Annotated in this window: 14 protein-coding genes; 4 read left to right on the forward strand and 10 right to left on the reverse strand. The window is 72.6% G+C overall.

Features of this window, described 5'->3' with window-relative positions; genetic code table 11:
* Positions 1 to 283: 283 nt before the first annotated feature.
* The gene (gene nucS / locus AB0F11_RS00005; RefSeq protein WP_362166415.1) at positions 284 to 955 is read right to left on the reverse strand and encodes an endonuclease NucS; all 672 of its coding nucleotides are present in this window, start codon (positions 953 to 955) and stop codon (positions 284 to 286) included.
* Between the two features lie 221 nt (positions 956 to 1,176).
* Between nucS and AB0F11_RS00010 the strand changes: the two genes are divergently transcribed.
* Positions 1,177 to 1,569 (forward strand): SCO5389 family protein, encoded by a 393-nt coding sequence (locus tag AB0F11_RS00010; protein ID WP_030685118.1) that lies wholly within the window; start codon positions 1,177 to 1,179, stop codon positions 1,567 to 1,569.
* 114 nt (positions 1,570 to 1,683) lie between these two features.
* Here the strand turns inward: AB0F11_RS00010 and AB0F11_RS00015 are convergent, their stop codons facing one another.
* Complete coding sequence (locus AB0F11_RS00015) at positions 1,684 to 2,703, reverse strand: LLM class flavin-dependent oxidoreductase (RefSeq protein WP_362166418.1); 1,020 nt, start codon at positions 2,701 to 2,703, stop codon at positions 1,684 to 1,686.
* 232 nt (positions 2,704 to 2,935) lie between these two features.
* Here AB0F11_RS00015 and AB0F11_RS00020 point away from each other — a divergent pair, with 232 nt between their 5' ends.
* The gene (locus AB0F11_RS00020) at positions 2,936 to 3,277 is read left to right on the forward strand and encodes an ATP/GTP-binding protein (protein WP_362166421.1); all 342 of its coding nucleotides are present in this window, start codon (positions 2,936 to 2,938) and stop codon (positions 3,275 to 3,277) included.
* 10 nt (positions 3,278 to 3,287) lie between these two features.
* Here AB0F11_RS00020 and AB0F11_RS00025 read toward each other — a convergent pair whose 3' ends face one another.
* From AB0F11_RS00025 to mce, 7 genes are all read right to left on the reverse strand, one after another.
* Positions 3,288 to 4,118 (reverse strand): ABC transporter permease, encoded by an 831-nt coding sequence (locus AB0F11_RS00025; protein WP_362166423.1) that lies wholly within the window; start codon positions 4,116 to 4,118, stop codon positions 3,288 to 3,290.
* Positions 4,115 to 5,242 (reverse strand): ABC transporter ATP-binding protein, encoded by a 1,128-nt coding sequence (locus AB0F11_RS00030; protein ID WP_362166425.1) that lies wholly within the window; start codon positions 5,240 to 5,242, stop codon positions 4,115 to 4,117. The genes AB0F11_RS00025 and AB0F11_RS00030 overlap by 4 nt, the downstream gene beginning before the upstream one ends.
* Before the next feature lie 272 nt (positions 5,243 to 5,514).
* Positions 5,515 to 6,279: an ABC transporter permease subunit gene (locus AB0F11_RS00035; protein WP_362166427.1), complete on the reverse strand. Its 765-nt coding sequence runs from the start codon at positions 6,277 to 6,279 to the stop codon at positions 5,515 to 5,517.
* Positions 6,280 to 6,281: 2 nt separating this feature from the next.
* Positions 6,282 to 7,304, reverse strand: coding sequence for an ABC transporter ATP-binding protein (locus tag AB0F11_RS00040; RefSeq protein ID WP_362166430.1), 1,023 nt, complete (start codon positions 7,302 to 7,304; stop codon positions 6,282 to 6,284).
* A gap of 162 nt (positions 7,305 to 7,466) precedes the next feature.
* Positions 7,467 to 8,405: a cellulose-binding protein gene (locus AB0F11_RS00045; RefSeq protein ID WP_361919182.1), complete on the reverse strand. Its 939-nt coding sequence runs from the start codon at positions 8,403 to 8,405 to the stop codon at positions 7,467 to 7,469.
* Positions 8,406 to 8,599: 194 nt separating this feature from the next.
* The gene (gene scy / locus AB0F11_RS00050) at positions 8,600 to 13,132 is read right to left on the reverse strand and encodes a polarized growth protein Scy (RefSeq protein WP_362166432.1); all 4,533 of its coding nucleotides are present in this window, start codon (positions 13,130 to 13,132) and stop codon (positions 8,600 to 8,602) included.
* A 182-nt stretch (positions 13,133 to 13,314) separates the two neighbouring features.
* Positions 13,315 to 13,743, reverse strand: a complete 429-nt coding sequence (mce, locus tag AB0F11_RS00055) for a methylmalonyl-CoA epimerase (protein ID WP_361919186.1) — start codon at positions 13,741 to 13,743, stop codon at positions 13,315 to 13,317.
* Between the two features lie 137 nt (positions 13,744 to 13,880).
* Between mce and AB0F11_RS00060 the strand changes: the two genes are divergently transcribed.
* Together AB0F11_RS00060 and meaB are read left to right on the forward strand one after the other, a co-directional pair.
* Positions 13,881 to 15,083, forward strand: a complete 1,203-nt coding sequence (locus AB0F11_RS00060) for an acetyl-CoA C-acetyltransferase (protein WP_362166434.1) — start codon at positions 13,881 to 13,883, stop codon at positions 15,081 to 15,083.
* Between the two features lie 54 nt (positions 15,084 to 15,137).
* The gene (meaB, locus tag AB0F11_RS00065; RefSeq protein WP_362166436.1) at positions 15,138 to 16,097 is read left to right on the forward strand and encodes a methylmalonyl Co-A mutase-associated GTPase MeaB; all 960 of its coding nucleotides are present in this window, start codon (positions 15,138 to 15,140) and stop codon (positions 16,095 to 16,097) included.
* A 326-nt stretch (positions 16,098 to 16,423) separates the two neighbouring features.
* Here meaB and AB0F11_RS00070 read toward each other — a convergent pair whose 3' ends face one another.
* The gene (locus tag AB0F11_RS00070; RefSeq protein ID WP_362166764.1) at positions 16,424 to 16,900 is read right to left on the reverse strand and encodes a MarR family transcriptional regulator; all 477 of its coding nucleotides are present in this window, start codon (positions 16,898 to 16,900) and stop codon (positions 16,424 to 16,426) included.
* Between the last annotated feature and the right edge of the window lie 53 nt (positions 16,901 to 16,953).

A 16,953-nucleotide genomic window follows, 5' to 3' on the forward strand; every position in this document is an offset into this window, starting at 1 on the left:
CCTGGGGCTCCGCCCCAGACCCCGCGCCTCAAACGCCGGCGTGGCTGGAAATGCCGGACCCTCGTCCTCAGGCGCGAGTGAGGCTGGAAATGCCGGACCCCGCGCCTCAAACGCCGGCGTGGCTGGAAATGCCGGACCCTCGTCCTCAGGCGCGAGTGAGGCTGGAAATGCCGGACCCTCGTCCTCAGGCGCGGGCGCTGGAAATGCCGGACCCCGGCCCCCAGGCCTAGGCGGGGCTGGAGGTGCCGGGCTCGCGGCTCCGGGCGCGGGCGGGGCGCGGGGGTCAGAAGAGGCGGAGTTTGTCGTCCTCGATGCCTCGGAGGGCGTCGTAGTCCAGGACCACGCATTCCATGCCGCGGTCGGTGGCCAGGACGCGGGCCTGCGGCTTGATCTCCTGGGCCGCGAAGACGCCCCGGACCGGCGCCAGGTGCGGGTCGCGGTTCAGGAGCTCCAGGTAGCGGGTCAGCTGCTCCACGCCGTCGATCTCGCCCCGCCGCTTGATCTCCACCGCCACCGTTGCGCCGCCGGCGTCCCGGCACAGGATGTCCACCGGGCCGATCGCCGTCATGTACTCGCGCCGGATCAGCGTGTAGCCCTCGCCCAGGGTGTCGATGCGGTCGGCCAGCAGCTCCTGGAGGTGCGCCTCGACACCGTCCTTGATCAGCCCGGGGTCGACGCCCAGCTCGTGGGAGGAGTCGTGGAGGACCTCCTCCATGGTGATGATGAGCTTCTCGCCCGCCTTGTTGACGACCGTCCAGATGCCCTCCTGGTCGCCCGTACCCTCCTTGAGGGTGCACGGAGGCGACATCCAGTTGAGCGGTTTGTACGCCCGGTCGTCCGCGTGGATCGAGACACTGCCGTCGGCCTTCACGAGGATCAGACGGGGTGCCGAGGGCAGATGGGCGGTGAGCCGACCCGCGTAGTCGACGGAGCAGCGGGCAATGACGAGACGCATGGTCGGCAACGCTACTCGACCGACGGCCCTCCACGCGATTCGCCCCCGAAAGCCCCGTTCGCCGATGGCGCGTTGTATGCGCATTCTCCTGGTGCGGCACCCAGCGGGCGCCTACCGTGGTGAGCGGGAGGTTGCCGAGCGTGCACGCAGCGTCGCGGCCTCCTTCCCTGCCCGTAAGACTCCGGCAACCCAAAACGGCCGGGGTCGCGAGAGGAGAACCCATGTCGCTCGACGTCTCACCGGCCCTACTCGAACAGGCCGAGCGAGGCGAGGTCGACGAAGCCGCCTTCGTCGACTGCGTCCGGACCTCCCTGCCCTACGCATGGGAGATGATCAGCTCGCTCGTGGCACAGCTGAAGGTGGACGGCGGCGAGTTCGCCGACAACCAGACGCCGCCGCCCGACGAGCAGGCGCGCGGCCAGCTGCTGCGCGCTCTTGCGAGTGACGCGATACGGGGTGCGCTGCAGCGGCACTTCGGGGTGCGCCTGGCCTTCCAGAACTGCCACCGGGTCGCGGTGTTCCCGCTGGACGCCTCGGCGGACGACCGGCTGGCCAAGTTCACCTCGATCCGCGGCCAACTGCTCAACCAGTCGCCGGAGCTGCGGGACTGCTAGCCCCGCCGGCGTGGCAGGGCAGCAAGGAAGCAGGCGAGAAGCAGGCAAGACCGTATTTCGCTGCCGCTCCCGTATCGCGGGAGGTGCCACTGGTACCGGAGCGGCAGCCCAGGCTCAGCCGAGCCGCGGCAGCACCTCGGCGCCCAGGCGCCGGACGTTCTCCTCGGTCGCGGCGAGGTCGCCGGAGCCTTCCGCGAGCAGTGCGAACCGGGTGATCCCCGTCCGCTCGGCGGTGGCGGCCAGCCGGTCCGCCGCCAGCCGCGGGGTTCCCACGGGGTGCAGATCACACAGCAGCTCGGTGTAGGCGTGGGGGTCGCGCATCGAGCGGACGCGCCCGTCCACCGTGACATGGGCGTCCAGCCCCTGCTTCAGCCAGCCCGGCAGTGCCTTCATCAGCGTCTCGCGGGCGTCGGCCGTGCGGTCCGCCAGCTGGCAGACGCCGGCCGACACGTGGGGGGCGTACGGGTTCTGCCGGGCGGCCGCGGCGGTGCGGCGGTACAGGGCGACCATCTCCGCCTTCTCCTCGTCCCCGCAGTGCATGCCCAGCAGCATCGGCAGCCCCCGCTCCGCGGCCAGCCGTACGGACGCGGGGGAGGTGCAGGCGACGATCACTTCCGGCCCCGATCCGTCCCCGTCCAGCGCCTCCGACGGGCGGGGTACGACGGCCACCTCGGGGAAGGCGTACCGCTCGCCGGCCGCCCCGACCCGCGGCTCGGCCAGCCAGCGCCGCAGCAGGTCCAGTCCCTCCGGGAAGCCGGCCTCGTACGCGTCCAGCCCGCCGCCGAAGACCTCCAGGTCGACCCAGGGCCCGCCCCGGCCCACCCCGAGGGTGAACCGGCCGCCGGAGGTCAGGTGCAGCAGCGCCGCCTGCTCGCCGAGGGCCACCGGGTGCGTGTTCGGCAGCACGCTGACGGCCGTGCCCACGCGAAGGCGCCGGGTCCGGCCCAGCACCAGGGCCGCCAGGGTCACCGCCGAGGGGCACACCCCGTACGGGACGAAGTGGTGCTCGGCGAGCCAGACGGAGTCGAGCCCGGCCCCCTCCGCCACCTCGGCCGTCCGCACCGCGCGGTGCAGTGCCTCCCCCTGCCCCTGCCCCGGGAACTGGGCCGCCACTACAAACGCTCCTACGCGCATCGCCTTAGCCTCCTCGTTGGCTGACGCGGCCTCCCCAGGCGGACCGGTTCTTCTTCTGATGGCAACAACGTTTGACACGTGCCAAAGGCACGGCCTGACAGGAAAGTTATTGGGATAGTCAGGCCAGTCGTCATCCGCGCGTGTCCTCCCCCCGGACACCCTGCGTGCTGCCGGTCCCGCTGCGCGTAGTCTGGGGGAAAGCCACTGCCGTTCGCCCCTTCGTGAGGTATACGTGTCACCGCGCCACAACCGCCCCAGGGGCGGCGGGAATCCGGCCGACCGTCCGGCCGCGGGCTCTGCTGCGTCGGGCACCGACCGGTTCGGGCTGGAGCGCACCGAGGAGTACCAGGGCGAGGAGTGGAGGGTCCGGCACGTCGCGGGCGCGAGCGCGGCGGGCAAGCGCTACCGCTGCCCGGGCTGCGACCAGGAGATCCCCTCCGGCACCCCGCACGTCGTGGCCTGGCCGGAGTACGGCGGCGTGGACGACCGCCGGCACTGGCACAAGGCCTGCTGGAACGCGAAGGACCGCCGCACCTCGCGGGTGCAGCGGTCCAGGAACGCCCCCAGGTACTAGGCCCGGGCGCTTATACGTCGCGGCGTTCCACGAGTACGTACGAGCCGGCCACCGCGGCGCTCGTCACCAGCACGAGCAGCAGCATCTGGGACCAGCTGCTCGGCACGTTCGAGGTGTCGCCGTTGGGCATGCCGAACAGCTGGATGAGGGCGACCGGTGCGTTGTACTGCAGGACCGTGCGGCCGACCGGGGCCATGGTCTCCCACATGCTCAGCATCCCGCCCGTCACCGGCGGCAGCGTGACCAGCCCCAGCATCACGGCGATCGCCCCGGCGGAGTGGCGCAGCATGGCGCCGACCGCGAGGCCCAGCACCCCGAGCAGGGTGACGTACAGGCAGCCGGCGAGGGCGTGGGCCCACTGGGCGGCGCTCTGCCGCTCGGCCCAGTCGCCGTGCAGGATGAACGAGGCGAAGACGACCACCGAGACCGAGCCGGCGACGGCCGCGAAGGCGGCGGCGGCGAAGACGAGGTACTTCGCGGTCAGCACGCGGGAGCGGCCGGGGGCGGCGGTGAAGGTGGTGCGGATCAACCCCGTGCCGTACTCCGAGGTGATCGTCAGGACGCCGAGCACCATCACCGGGACCAGGCCGACCAGCAGCCCGAACAGGGCCGGCGCGGTGAGCGGCACGTCCCGGTAGTCGGCCGCGCTGGTCTCGCCGACCGCGAGCAGCCCGATGCCGACGACGAGCAGGACGAGCGCGCCGAGCGTCCACACGGTGGAGCGCACGGAGACCAGCTTGGTCCACTCCGAGGCGAAGGCGTGCCCGAGGTGCGGCCGGGGCGTGGGCAGCGGGGAGCTGTAGGCCTTCGGCTGGTCCGCGGCGGTCGTGGGGCCGGTCATCGGGGGTCCTTGCAGGTGTCCGTGGGGGCGTTCGTGGCGGTGCCGGCGAGCTCGCCGGGGCTGCCGGGCATCAGGAAGGGCTTGCCGCCCGCGCCGGGCGGCGGGGGAGCGAAGAAACCGTCCTGCGGGACCTGCGGCACGGTGGGCTCGTCCTCCCAGGCGGGCAGGGCCAGCGGGTCCGGCTCCCACAGCTCGGCCCGCGGGTCCTCGGTGGAGGTGTACTCGACGGCGGACTGGGTCAGCCGCATGTACGCCTCCTCCAGCGAGGCCCGGTGCGGGGAGAGCTCCCACAGCCGTACGCCGGCCCCGTGGGCCAGGTCGGAGATGCGCGGCAGCTCCAGGCCGGTCACCCGCAGGGCCCCGTCGGGCTCCTGCAGGACCCGGCCGCCCGCCCCGGTCAGGGCCGTGGCCAGCGTCTTCAGGCCATCCCGCGTCGTGTCGGCCGCGCGCACCCGGGCGAAACCGGCCGAGTTGTGCGCGATGAACTCCTGGGTGCCCATGTCGGCGAGGAGTCGGCCGCGGCCGATCACGATCAGGTGGTCGGCGGTCAGGGCCATCTCGCTCATCAGGTGCGAGGAGACGAAGACGGTGCGGCCCTCGGCGGCGAGCCGGCGCATGAGGTTGCGGACCCAGAGGATGCCCTCGGGGTCGAGCCCGTTGACCGGCTCGTCGAACAGCAGCACCTGGGGGTCGCCGAGCAGGGCGGCGGCGATGCCGAGCCGCTGGCCCATGCCGAGCGAGAAGCCCTTGGCGCGCTGCCGGGCCACGTCCTGCAGGCCCACCACGGCCAGCACCTCGTCGACCCGCTTCTCCGGGATGCCGGAGAGCTGGGCGAGGGAGAGCAGGTGGGTGCGGGCGCGGCGGCCGCCGTGCACGGCCTTGGCGTCGAGCAGGGCGCCGACGTGCCGCTGGGCGTTCGGCAGCTCCCGGAAGGGCAGGCCGTTGATCGTGACCTGCCCGGAGGTGGGCCGGTCCAGGCCGAGGATCATGCGCATGGTGGTGGACTTGCCGGAGCCGTTGGGCCCCAGGAACCCGGTCACGTGACCCGGCCTGACCTGGAAGGACAGCTGGTCGACCGCGGTCTTGGCGCCGAAGCGCTTGGTCAGGCCGACTGCCTCGATCATTCCTCTGCCCCTTGCCCGACGGACGGCTTTCGTCCGAGTAAGGGTTAAGAGGATATCGAGGAGCCGCCGGTTCCACCCCGGGCCGGATCCCTGAGCTGCCCCTGATACCGACCCGGGGATCCCCCGTAGTACGGGCGGCGTCCGTCCTGCGGCGGATCCTCGCGGCGGGTCCGTCCTGAGACGGATCCCACAGCCGATCCCACAGCCGGTCCCGCAGCGATCCCGCAGCGATCCCGCGGCGCGGTCGCGGCCGCAGCGTGGCCGCGACCGCGTCAGGCGTCGCGCTTCTTCAGTACCAGGTAGCCGCCGAGGACCGCGGCGAGTGCCCACAGGCACATGATCCCGAAGCCGCCCCACGGGCTGTACGGGGCATCCGCGTCGGGCATGGTCTGCATGATCGCGGAGCCCGCCTGACTGGGCAGGTAGTAGGCGACCTTCCGGGTCGCGTCGATCACGCTGAGGACGATGGGCACGATCAGGACGAACGCGATCAGGATGCAGATCGAGGCCGCCGAGTTCCGCAGCATCATCGAGACGCCGATGGAGAACAGGGCGAGCAGCGCCATGTACAGCCCGGCGCCGACCACGGCCCGCATCACGTTCTCCTCGCCGAGCCCGATGCCGTGGTCGCCGAGGAGCGCCTGCCCGAGGAAGAAGGACAGGAAGGCGGTGGCCAGGCCGACCACCAGGGCCAGGCCGGTGGCCACGGTGACCTTGCCGAGCAGCAGGCTCTCGCGGCGGGGCACGGCGGCGAGCGAGGTGCGGATCATGCCCGAGCCGTATTCGGAGCCGACGACCATCGCACCGAAGACGAGGATCGCCAGCTGGCCCAGCATCATCCCGGAGAAGCTCATCTGGGTGGAGTCGAAGGTGGCCTGCTGGGCCGCGGGCATGTTCTCGAAGGTGGCGTTGACCGCGGCGCACAGCCCGGCGCCCATGGCGACGGTGACCGCGAGCGCGGTGCCGAGGGTCCAGCTGGTCGAGGCGACCGTACGGATCTTGGTCCACTCGGACCGGAGGACGGCGGAGAAGGCCATGGTCACTTCCCGCCCTTCCGGTCCGCTTCGAAGCCGGCGCCCCACGCGGGGACGTCGGCCGGCCGGCCCGGGTTGTCGGCGGCCATGCCGGGGGCGGGCACCTGGCCCGGGGCTCCCGGCGCGTGGGCGTGGTACTCGACCGAGTCCGCCGTCATGCGCATGAACGCTTCCTCCAGTGAAGCCCGCTGCGGGCTGAGTTCGTGCAGCACGATCCGGTGTTCGGCGGCCAGTTCGCCGAGGGTTTCGGGGGACACCCCGTCGATCTCCAGAGTGCCGGTGGCCGGAACGCTGACGGCGTGGATGCCGGCGTCGTGCAGGACGTCCTTGAGCCGCTCCTGCTGGGGCGAGCGCAGCCGGACGAAACTGCGCGAGTTCTGGTGAATGAATTCGGCCATCGGCATGTCGGCCAGAAGCTTTCCTTGGCCGATCACGATCAAATGGTCCGCGGTCAGCGACATTTCACTCATGAGGTGCGACGAGACGAAGATCGTCCGCCCCTCCGACGCGAGGCCCTTCATCAGATTGCGGATCCAGAGAATTCCCTCCGGGTCCAGACCATTGACGGGCTCGTCGAACATCAGGATCTCCGGGTCGCCGAGGAGCGCGGCGGCGATTCCCAGCCGCTGCCCCATGCCCAGCGAAAATCCTTTCGCCTTCTTCTTCGCCACCGGCGTCAGGCCGACAAGATCAAGGACCTGGTCGACGCGGCTCTTCGGGATCCGGTTCGAATGGGCGAGGCAGAGAAGGTTGTTGTAGGCGCTCCGGCCGCCGTGCATGGCCTTCGCGTCCAGCAGCGCACCGATGTGCTTCAACGGCTCCGACAGGTCCCGGTAGTGCTTGCCGTCGATCCTGACCGTCCCGCTGGTGGGGTTGTCGAGGTCGAGCATCATGCGCATGGTCGTCGACTTGCCCGCCCCGTTGGGGCCGAGGAAGCCGGTCACCACCCCCGGTCTGACCTGGAAGCTGAGGTGGTCCACGGCGGTCTTCGCGCCGAATCGTTTCGTAAGGCCCTCAAGCTCGATCATGGGCTCACGCTAGAACGCCCGAGGGCCCCACGCCACCTCGAAAAGGTGACATAAGGCCCTCGGGCATGACGTTTCGCTACCGGCGAGTAGACGGCGGGTCAACCGCCGGTGGACGGCGCGCTGTAGTAGACGCGGGCCGCGGCGGGCGTCGTACCCCTCGCGTCAGCGGCTCTGCTGGGCCGGGACCCCGCGGGAGACCGGCTCGTCGTCCATCGGGGAGCCGGCGGCGGCCACGGCCGCACCGGTCAGCGTCGCCAGCATCTCGCGGACGTTGGTCAGCTGGGCGTTGATGGAGTCGCGGCGGTTGGTCAGCGCCGCGAGCTCGCGCTCGGACTCGCTGCGGATGCGGTCCGCCTTGGCGTTGGCGTCGGCCACGATGTCCTCGGCCTGGCGCTGCGCGGTCTCCACCGTCTGGCGGGCCCGGCGCTCGGCGTCCGTACGCAGCTTCTCGGCCTCCAGGCGCAGCTGCTCGGCGCGGTGCTCGATCTCGGCGAGGCGCTTCTCCGCCTTGGCCTGACGCGAGGCCAGGTCGCGCTCGGACTGCTCGCGGCGCTTGGCCAGGTTGGTCTCGAAGTCCGCGGCGGCCTGGGCGGCCTTGGCGCGGGTCTCCTCGAAGAGGGCGTCGGCCTCCTCGCGCTTCGACTGCGCGTCCTTCTGGGCCTCGGCGCGCAGGGTGGCCGCGTCGCCCTTGGCCTTCTCGACGATGCGGACGCCCTCGTCTTCCGCCTTCGACTTGCGGTCCGCCGCGAACGACTCGGCGTCGTTGCGCACCTGCTGGGCGGCCGACTCGGCCAGCTCGCGGTGCTGCTCGGCCGCGCGACGGGCCTCCTCGCGCAGGTCCTTCGCCTCCTCCTCCGCGAGCCGCAGGATCTTCTCGACCCGGGCGCCGAGGCCCGCGTACGACGGCTCGGCGTCGCTCACCTGGGCCTGGGCATTCTGCGTCTCGAGGTGCAGTTCCTCGATCCGCTTTTCCAGGGCGTTGATACGTCCGAGGGCGCTGTCGCGGTCGGAGACCAGCTTGGTAATGCGGTCGTCCACCTGACCGCGGTCGTAACCACGCCGCACGAGCTCGAAGCCGAAGGGGGAGGAAGTGTCGCTCATGGGGTTCCTGTCGAAGTGAGACCGATGAGGTGCTACGTGAGGTGTTAGGGGAATCCTAGGCGCCCGAGCGGCGTGTCATCGAGTCAATCCGCGTTTGATCTGGACAATGACACCCCATTTGAGTGGCAAGGCGACAGAATGCATGTCACTCGTTCGGATGAACCTTCATCAGGTGCACACAATCCGAGGACCGACTAGCCGTCCGACGACTTGCCACCCGAACGAGTGGACCCCGCAGCAGCTCCGGCCTTCACGCCCCCAGCGCCCTGACTGCCGACCGAGGACTTTCCGCCCGAGGGCGCCTCGAATGATTCCAACGCCTCAAGCACGTCCTGGACACGGGAGATCTCCGCCTGGATGTCCTCGCGGCGACGCACCAGCACCTCCAGCTCGCGCCGGCCCTCCTCCACGAGCCGCTCCGCCTCGGCCTTCGCCTGCTCCAGCACGGCCTCCGCCTGCCGCGACAGCTCGGCCTTCTTCTGCTCCGCCTCCTTCAGCAGCGTCTCCGCCTTGCGGACCGCCGCGATGCGCACCTTGCTCGCCTCACTGCTCGCGTCCGACACCAGGGTCTTGGCCTTGTTCTCGGCCTCCACGCTCTGCTCGGTCGCCGCCCGCACGAGCTTGTCCACGCGCTCACCGGCCGACTTCATCTGCTCGGCCGTCTCTCGGCGGGCGCGCTCGTGCAGCTCCTCGATCTCGCTCTCGACGCGGGAGCGCAGCTCCTCCGCCCGCTCCCTTATGGCGGCGGCGTCCGTGCGCGCGCCGACCAGCAGCTCGTCGGCGTCCGTACGGGCCTTCTCCACCAGGGAGTTGCCCTCGACCGTCGCCTCGGTGGCGATCCGCGCCGCCTCCCTGCGGGCGGCGTCGACCATCTGGTCGGCCTGCTCCTCGGCGGCCGTCGTCGCGGCGAGCGCCTTCGCCTGCGCGTCGGAGGTCAGCTTGTCGGCCTCGGCCGCGGCCTCGGTGATCAGCAGGTCCACCTGCTCCGCCGCCTCGGTACGCCGCTTGCCGGCCTCCTCGCGCGCCTCGTCCAGCAGCCGCTCGGACTCCTCGCGCGCCTCCGTACGGGTGCGCTCGGCCTCGGCCTCGGCCTCCGCCTTGACCCGCTCGGCCTCCGAGCGCGTGCGGGCGGCGTGCTCCTGCGCCGAGGACAGCGCCTCCGACGCCTCCGCGCGCAGCCGCTCCGCCTCCGCTGCGGCCTCGCCGACCGTGCGCTCGTTGTCCCGGCGCGTCTGCGCCGTGAGCTTGTCCGCCTCGGACGCGGCCTCGGTGATGAGCCGGTCCGCCTGCTCCGCGGCCTCCGTGCGCAGCCGGTTGGCCTCCGCGCGCGCCTCGTCCAGCGTCTGCTCGGACTCCCGCTCGGCGCTCTCCAGCGTCTCGGCCGCCGCGGCCGTGACCCGGTCCGCCTCCGCGGTGGCCTCGCCGATGATCCGGCCGCCCTCCGCGCGGGCGTCGTCCAGGACCTGCGCCGCCTCGGCGCGCAGCCGCTCGGCCTCCTCGGCCGCCTCGCCGACCGTCAGCTCGTTGGCCGCACGCACCTCGTCGACCAGTCGGTCGCCCTCGTTGCGGGCGTCGACCAGCACCCGGGCGGCATCCCGCTCCGCCGCGGCCATCGTGTCCGCGGCCTGCCGGGTGAGCTTGTCCGCCTTCGCCTCGGCCGCCTCCAGCGTGGCCTCGGTCTCGGCGCGGGTCTCCTCGGTGAGCCGCTCCGCCTCGGACGCGGCCTCGGTGATGAGCCGGTCCGCCTGCTCCGCGGCCTCCGTGCGCAGCCGGTTGGCCTCCGCACGCGCCTCGTCCAGCGTGTCCGCCGCCTCGGCGCGGGCCGCCTCCGCCGCCTCCGCGGCCTCCGTGGTGAGCCGCTCCGCCTCGGCGGTGGCCTCGGCGACGGTCGCCTCGTTGGCCGCGCGGGTCTCCTCGGTGATCCGCTCGGCCTCCGCCGTGGCGTCGGCGACGATCCGGGCGCCCTCGGCGCGCGAGGCCTCCAGGGACTCCCCGGCCTCGCCGCGGATCCGGTTCGCGTCCTCGCGGGCGTCGGCCCGGGTACGGGCGGCGTCCCGCTCGGCCGCCGCCAGCGCGTCCGTTGCCTCCGTACGCACCCGCTGGGCGTACTCGGCCGTGTCGCTGCGCAGCTGCTCCGCCTCGGCGATCGCGTCGGCGACGGTGCGCTCGGCCAGCGCCTTGGCCGCGTCGGTCTCCGTACGGGCCTCGCTGCGGATGCGGTTGGCGTCCTCGGTGGCCCGCTCGCGCTCGTCGTAGGCGTCGGAGCGGACGCGCGCGGCCTCCTCCTCCGCCTCGGTCCGGGTACGCTCCGCCGCGTGCTCGGCGGCGCTGCGCAGCCCGGCGATCTCCTCCTCGGCCTGCTCGTGCAGCCCGGCCACCGACTCGCGCACCTGCTGGGCGGTGGCCTCGGCCGCCGACACCAGCTCCGCCGCGCGGGCCTCCGCCTCCTCGGTCAGGCGGGCCGCCTCGGCCTGCGCCTCCTCCGAGCGCTTGCGGGCCGCGGCCAGCAGTTCCTCGCTCTGCTCGCGGGCCTGCGCGCGCTCGCTGTCCGCGTCGGTCCGGGCCGACGCGAGGGTCTCCTCGGCCTCGCGGCGGCGCCGGGCGGCCTCCTCCTGCGCAGCGGCCAGCGCCTCGGCGGCCTCCTCGGCGACCCGCTCGGCGGCGGCCTTCGCCTCCGCGCGCAGCCGGTCCGCGGTCTCCTGGGCCTCCGAGCGCACCCGCTCGGCCTCGGTCTCGGCCTCGCTGCGCAGCCGTACGGCCACCTGCTCGGCCTCGGCGCGGACCCGGCCGGCGTCCTGCGCCGCGTCGGTGCGCAGCTGGTCGGCCTCCGCCTCCGACTGGGCCTGCAGGGCGCGGATCCGCTCCGCCGACTCGGCGCGCAGGCGGTCGGCCTCCTCGGTGGTCTCCCGGCGGATGTTCTCCGCCGCCCCGCGGGCGTCGCGCAGCGTCTGCTCGGCCGTCGCCAGCCGGGTCTCGGCCTCCGCGTGCAGGCGGGAGAGCTCCTCCTCGGCCTCGGTCCGCTTCGCCGACAGCGCCTGCTCGGTCTCCTCGCGGCGGGCGCGGGCCGCGGCCTCGGCCTCGGCGCGTACGGCCTCGGCCTGCTCGTCGGCCTCGGCGCGCAGCCGCTCGGCCTCGGCGCGGGTCCGCTCAAGGGTCTCCTCGGCCTGCCGGCGCAGGGTGGTGGCCCGCTCCACGGCCTCGGCGCGGACCCGCTCGCTCTCGGCGGTCGCGCCGGAGCGCAGCTCGTCGGCGTCCGCCTTGGCCTTGCCCAGGAGCTCCTCGGCGGTCTTGGCCGCCTCCTCGATCTGCTGGACCGCCTCGCGGCGGGCCTCGCCGCGGATCCGCTCGCCCTCGGCGACGGCCTCCGCGCGCAGCTGCTCGGCCTCGCCGCGCAGCCGCCGCGCCTCCTCCTGGAGTTCGACCGTACGGGCCCGGTACTCCTCGGTGTCGTCCTTCGCGGCGCCCTTGAGCTCGGCGGCTGCGTTCGCCGCCTGGGCGCGCAGCCGCTCGGCCTCGGCCTCCGCCTCGCGGCGGATCCGCTCGGCCTCCTCCGAGGCGGCGCGGGTGGTGGCCTGCGCGTTCTGCGTGGCCTTGGTGAGCATCTCCTCGGCCGTGCGGGCGGCCTTGGCCATCTGGGCGGCCGTGTCCTCGGCCGCCGCGGCGCGGGCCTGCTCGGCGGCCTCGGCGCGCTGGCGCTCGACGTCGGCGCGGGCGTCGGCGAGGACCTGCTCGGCCTCCGCCTTGAGGGCCTCGGCCTCCTTGGTCGCCTCTCCGACGAGCCGGGCCACCTGCTCCTTCGCGGTGCGGGTGCGCTGCTCGTTGACGGACTCGGCCGAGGCGAGCTGCCGGGCGGCGCTCTCCTTGGCGTCCGCGAGGAGCCGCTCGGCCTCGGCGCGGGCCTCGCGCAGGGCCCCGTCGGCCTCCTGCACGCGCTGCTCGGCCACCCGGCCGAGGTCCAGGGTCTGCTGCCGGGTCTGCTCGGCCTCGGCGGTCGTCGTCGAACGCAGCCGCTCCGCGTGCTCGGTGGCCTCCTGGGCCTGCGAGGACGCGGCGGTCAGCAGCCGCTCCGCCTCCTTGCGGGCACGCAGCAGCGTGGCCTCGGCCTCGGCGCGGGCGGCCTCGGCGTCCGCGGCCAGCCGGCGCCGGGTCTCCTCGGCGACCCGGGCGGCCTCGGCGCGGGCGGCGTTCAGGGACTGCTCGGCCTCGGCGCGGGACTCGTCCATGAGCCGGCGGGCCTGGGACTCGGTACGGGCGCGCAGCTGCTCGGCCCAGGCGACGTTCTCGTTGACGTGCGCCTCGACGGTCTGGCGGCGCTCGTTGAGCTCCTGGTCCAGCCGCTGGCGGCGGTTGACGGCCTCGGCGTGCAGCTCGGCCTGCAGGCGCGCCTGGTGCTCGGCGTGCTCCTGCAGGATGCGCTGGGTCTGCGCCCGGGCGTCGCGCAGCTCGCGCTCGGCGTCCGAACGCATCTGGTCGGCCTGGACCTGGGCGTCGCGCAGCAGCCGCTCGGCCTGGTAGCCGAGGTCCTGGCTGTCGTAGGCGGGGCGGGACGCGAGCGCGCGCCGCACCTCGTGCAGCTTGGCGCGCAACACCTCGACCTGGTAGCCGAGGTCCTCGGCGTGCTGGACGGCTTTGCCGCGCTCCTTCTTCAGCCGCTCCATCTCCGCTTCGAAGAGCGAGAGATGATCGGCCTCAGCCTGAAGGCTCTCCTGGCTTTCGTAGCCCCGCACAGCGCGGTCCCATCCGTCCCCTGGTCGCAAGCTCACTCCCAATGAGCACCGTCCGCCCGCTGAACGGCGCCCCCGGGGGAATGGTGTCAGATGCCGGGGCAGGGGTCACAGGCCCCGACCCCGTCTGAAGCACCGAACCCCGGCCGAGCCATGGCCACTCTACCGGCCGGGGAATCGGGACATCAGTGCTGCGGGTTGGAGGTGACCAGTTCGGTGAGGACGCCGTGGCAGTCCTTGGGGTGCAGGAAGGTGATCGAGGAGCCCATCGAGCCGGTGCGGGGCTCGTCGTACAGGACCCGGACGCCCTTGCCGCGGATGGCCTCGGAGTCGCCGCGGACGTCCTCGGTGCCGAAGGCGATGTGGTGCACGCCCTCGCCGTTCTTGGCCAGCCACTTGCCGACCGCGGAGTCCTCGCGGGTGGGCTCGAGGAGCTGGAGGTAGGAGGCGCCGCCGTCGGAGGTCTCGTTGATCTTGAGCATGGCCTCGCGGACGCCCTGCTCCTCGTTGACCTCGGTGTGGAACACCTCGAACCCGTACGTGGCACGGTAGAACTCGACGGTCTTGTCCAGGTCGAAGCAGGCGATCCCGATGTGGTCGATTCTTGTCAGCATGGGACCAGTGCACCGCCGAGGAGGCCGGTCACGCAACGTGCCAGCGATCACACCCACTGCCCGGTGACGACGCGGGTACCGCTCAGTACATTCGGGTAAACCCTCGTTCACTCCTCATCCTCAAGGGGCTGTGCTCCATGTCCGGAACGAACAACACCACGTCCGTGATCGTCGCCGGGGCCCGCACGCCCATGGGGCGGCTGCTCGGCTCGCTGAAGTCCTTCTCGGGCGCCGACCTCGGCGGCTTCGCCATCAAGTCCGCCCTGGAGCGCGCCGGCATCTCCGGCGACCAGGTGCAGTACGTGATCATGGGCCAGGTGCTCCAGGCCGGCGCGGGCCAGATCCCCGCCCGCCAGGCCGCCGTCAAGGCCGGCATCCCCATGAACGTGCCCGCGCTGACCATCAACAAGGTCTGCCTCTCCGGCCTCGACGCGATCGCCCTGGCGGACCAGCTCATCCGCGCCGGGGAGTTCGAGATCGTGGTCGCGGGCGGCCAGGAGTCGATGACCAACGCCCCGCACCTGCTGCCGAAGTCCCGCGAGGGCTACAGGTACGGCGCCATCGAGATGCTCGACGCCATGGCCTACGACGGCCTGACCGACGCCTTCGAGAACATCGCCATGGGCGAGTCCACCGAGAAGCACAACACCCGCCTGGGCATCGAGCGCGCCCCGCAGGACGAGTTCGCCGCCGGCTCCCACCAGCGCGCCGCCGCCGCCCAGAAGAACGGCATCTTCGAGGCCGAGATCACCCCGATCGAGATCCCGCAGCGCAAGGGCGAGCCGGTCGTCTTCTCCGTCGACGAGGGCGTCCGCCCCGAGACCACGGTCGAGTCCCTGGGCAAGCTGCGCCCCGCCTTCGCCAAGGACGGCACGATCACCGCGGGCACCTCCTCGCAGATCTCCGACGGCGCCGCCGCCGTCGTCGTGATGAGCAAGGCCAAGGCCGAGGAGCTGGGCCTGGAGTGGATCGCCGAGATCGGCGCCCACGGCAACGTGGCCGGCCCGGACAACTCCCTGCAGTCCCAGCCGTCGAACGCGATCCTGCACGCCTTGAAGAAGGAGGGCCTGGAGGTCTCCGACCTGGACCTCATCGAGATCAACGAGGCCTTCGCCGCGGTCGCCGTCCAGTCAATGAAGGACCTCGGCGTGACCCCGGAAAGGGTGAACGTCAACGGTGGCGCCATTGCCCTGGGCCACCCGATCGGCATGTCCGGCGCCCGCGTGGTCCTGCACCTGGCGCTGGAGCTCAAGCGCCGCGGCGGCGGCGTCGGCGCGGCCGCCCTGTGCGGCGGCGGCGGCCAGGGCGACGCCCTGATCGTCCGGGTCCCCAAGGCCTGAGCCGCCGGCACCCCGCATCCGCACCCACAGCGAGAACCCAGGAGCGCAGCACTCATGACGGTGGACGTCCCCCAGCTGGTGGCCCAGGCGCGTGAAGGCCGGCCGAGAGCGGTGGCCCGGCTGATCTCGCTGGTCGAGGGGGCGTCCCCGCAGCTGCGCGAGGTGATGGCGGCCCTGGCCCCGCTGACGGGCGGGGCGTACGTGGTGGGCCTGACCGGCTCCCCGGGCGTCGGCAAGTCCACCTCGACCTCGGCGCTGGTCAGCGCGTACCGCAAGGCCGGCAAGCGGGTCGGCGTGCTCGCCGTCGACCCGTCCTCGCCGTTCTCCGGCGGTGCGCTGCTCGGCGACCGGGTGCGGATGTCGGAGCACGCCTCCGACCCGGGCGTCTACATCCGCTCCATGGCCACCCGCGGGCACCTGGGCGGCCTCGCCTGGGCCGCCCCGCAGGCCATCCGGGTGCTGGACGCGGCCGGCTGCGACGTGATCCTCGTCGAGACGGTCGGCGTCGGGCAGTCGGAGGTGGAGATCGCCTCGCAGGCCGACACCTCGGTGGTGCTGCTGGCCCCGGGCATGGGCGACGGCATCCAGGCCGCGAAGGCGGGCATCCTGGAGATCGGCGACGTGTACGTGGTCAACAAGGCCGACCGGGACGGCGCCGACGCCACCGCCCGGGAGCTCAACCACATGCTGGGCCTGGGGGAGGCGCGGGGCGCCGGGGACTGGCGGCCGCCGATCGTCAAGACGGTCGCGGCCCGCGGCCAGGGCATCGACGAGCTGGTCGAGGCCCTGGAGAAGCACCGCGCCTGGATGGACGAGCGCGGGGTGCTGGCCGAGCGCCGTACGGCCCGGGCCGCGCGCGAGGTGGAGACCATCGCGGTGACCTCGCTGCGGACGCGGATGGCGGACGTGCACGGGGACGCCCACCTGGGGGCCCTCGCCACCCGGGTGGCCCAGGGTGAGCTGGACCCGTACGCCGCCGCGGACGCGCTGCTGGCGACGCTGACGGAGGGCTGAGACCCGGGCCGGGGCCGATGCGGGCCGGGCGGGCCGACCGTAGACTGGCGAACGCCCGGAATGCCCCTATTCGAGCCCCGGTAAAGGGAGTGGCGTCATGGCGAAGCGCGGCAACAAGAAGCGAGCACGCAAGAAGAAGAAGGCCAACCACGGAAAGCGCCCCAACGCCTGACCGCGGGCCGAGCCGAACGCGACGGAGCCCCACCCCCTGCCGGGGGCGGGGCTCCGTCGCGTTCGTGCCTTGGGCGGCGGGTCTACGCGCGATGCGCGAGGGCCGGAAGCGGCCCTTGCGACCCTTGGGGAAGGGGTGGGGAGGCGCCGGTGAGTCAGCCCTTGCCGCGCTGGCCGCGCAGGTGGTCCGCGACCGGCTCCAGCGAGGTCCGCAGCGCCGCCAGGGCCTCCGGCGGCAGCAGGTCGATGAAGTGCCGGCGGACGGACGCCACGTGGTGCGGGGCGACCTTCCGCATGAGCTCCATGCCCTCGTCGGTCAGGACGGCGTACAGCCCCCGTCGGTCGGACTCGCAGTTCACGCGGACGACCAGGCCGGCCGTTTCCATCCGGGTGATCTGGTGGGACAGCCGGCTCTTGGACTGCAACGTCGACGTCGCGAGGTCGCTCATCCGCATCCGGTGGTCCGCCGACTCCGAGAGGTTCACGAGGATCTCGTAGTCGTTGTTGGTGAGCCCGAAGGGCTGGAGATCCTTTTCCAGCTGGTGCATCAGGAGTCTGCTGACGTCCAGGTGGATCCGCCAGGTGCACTGCTCGGCATCGGTGAGCCAGCGTACGGCCGTCTCGGTCTCCATGGTCTCCATGAGTGAACTCTACCTAAGAAGTTGAATGACGTACAAAGTAGGGA

The organism is Streptomyces sp. NPDC032472 (genome assembly GCF_040636955.1).
In the GTDB taxonomy this organism is placed as follows: domain Bacteria; phylum Actinomycetota; class Actinomycetes; order Streptomycetales; family Streptomycetaceae; genus Streptomyces.

What these genes read in the sequence shown, in the direction of transcription:
- nucS (WP_362166415.1), bottom strand. Translation starts at nt 955, where the DNA reads ATGCGTCTCGTCATTGCCCGCTGCTCCGTCGACTACGCGGGTCGGCTC.
- AB0F11_RS00010 (WP_030685118.1), top strand. Translation starts at nt 1,177, where the DNA reads ATGTCGCTCGACGTCTCACCGGCCCTACTCGAACAGGCCGAGCGAGGC.
- AB0F11_RS00015 (WP_362166418.1), bottom strand. Translation starts at nt 2,703, where the DNA reads ATGCGCGTAGGAGCGTTTGTAGTGGCGGCCCAGTTCCCGGGGCAGGGG.
- AB0F11_RS00025 (WP_362166423.1), bottom strand. Translation starts at nt 4,118, where the DNA reads ATGACCGGCCCCACGACCGCCGCGGACCAGCCGAAGGCCTACAGCTCC.
- AB0F11_RS00030 (WP_362166425.1), bottom strand. Translation starts at nt 5,242, where the DNA reads ATGATCGAGGCAGTCGGCCTGACCAAGCGCTTCGGCGCCAAGACCGCG.
- AB0F11_RS00035 (WP_362166427.1), bottom strand. Translation starts at nt 6,279, where the DNA reads ATGGCCTTCTCCGCCGTCCTCCGGTCCGAGTGGACCAAGATCCGTACG.
- AB0F11_RS00040 (WP_362166430.1), bottom strand. Translation starts at nt 7,304, where the DNA reads ATGATCGAGCTTGAGGGCCTTACGAAACGATTCGGCGCGAAGACCGCC.
- AB0F11_RS00045 (WP_361919182.1), bottom strand. Translation starts at nt 8,405, where the DNA reads ATGAGCGACACTTCCTCCCCCTTCGGCTTCGAGCTCGTGCGGCGTGGT.
- mce (WP_361919186.1), bottom strand. Translation starts at nt 13,743, where the DNA reads ATGCTGACAAGAATCGACCACATCGGGATCGCCTGCTTCGACCTGGAC.
- AB0F11_RS00060 (WP_362166434.1), top strand. Translation starts at nt 13,881, where the DNA reads ATGTCCGGAACGAACAACACCACGTCCGTGATCGTCGCCGGGGCCCGC.
- meaB (WP_362166436.1), top strand. Translation starts at nt 15,138, where the DNA reads ATGACGGTGGACGTCCCCCAGCTGGTGGCCCAGGCGCGTGAAGGCCGG.
- AB0F11_RS00070 (WP_362166764.1), bottom strand. Translation starts at nt 16,900, where the DNA reads ATGGAGACCGAGACGGCCGTACGCTGGCTCACCGATGCCGAGCAGTGC.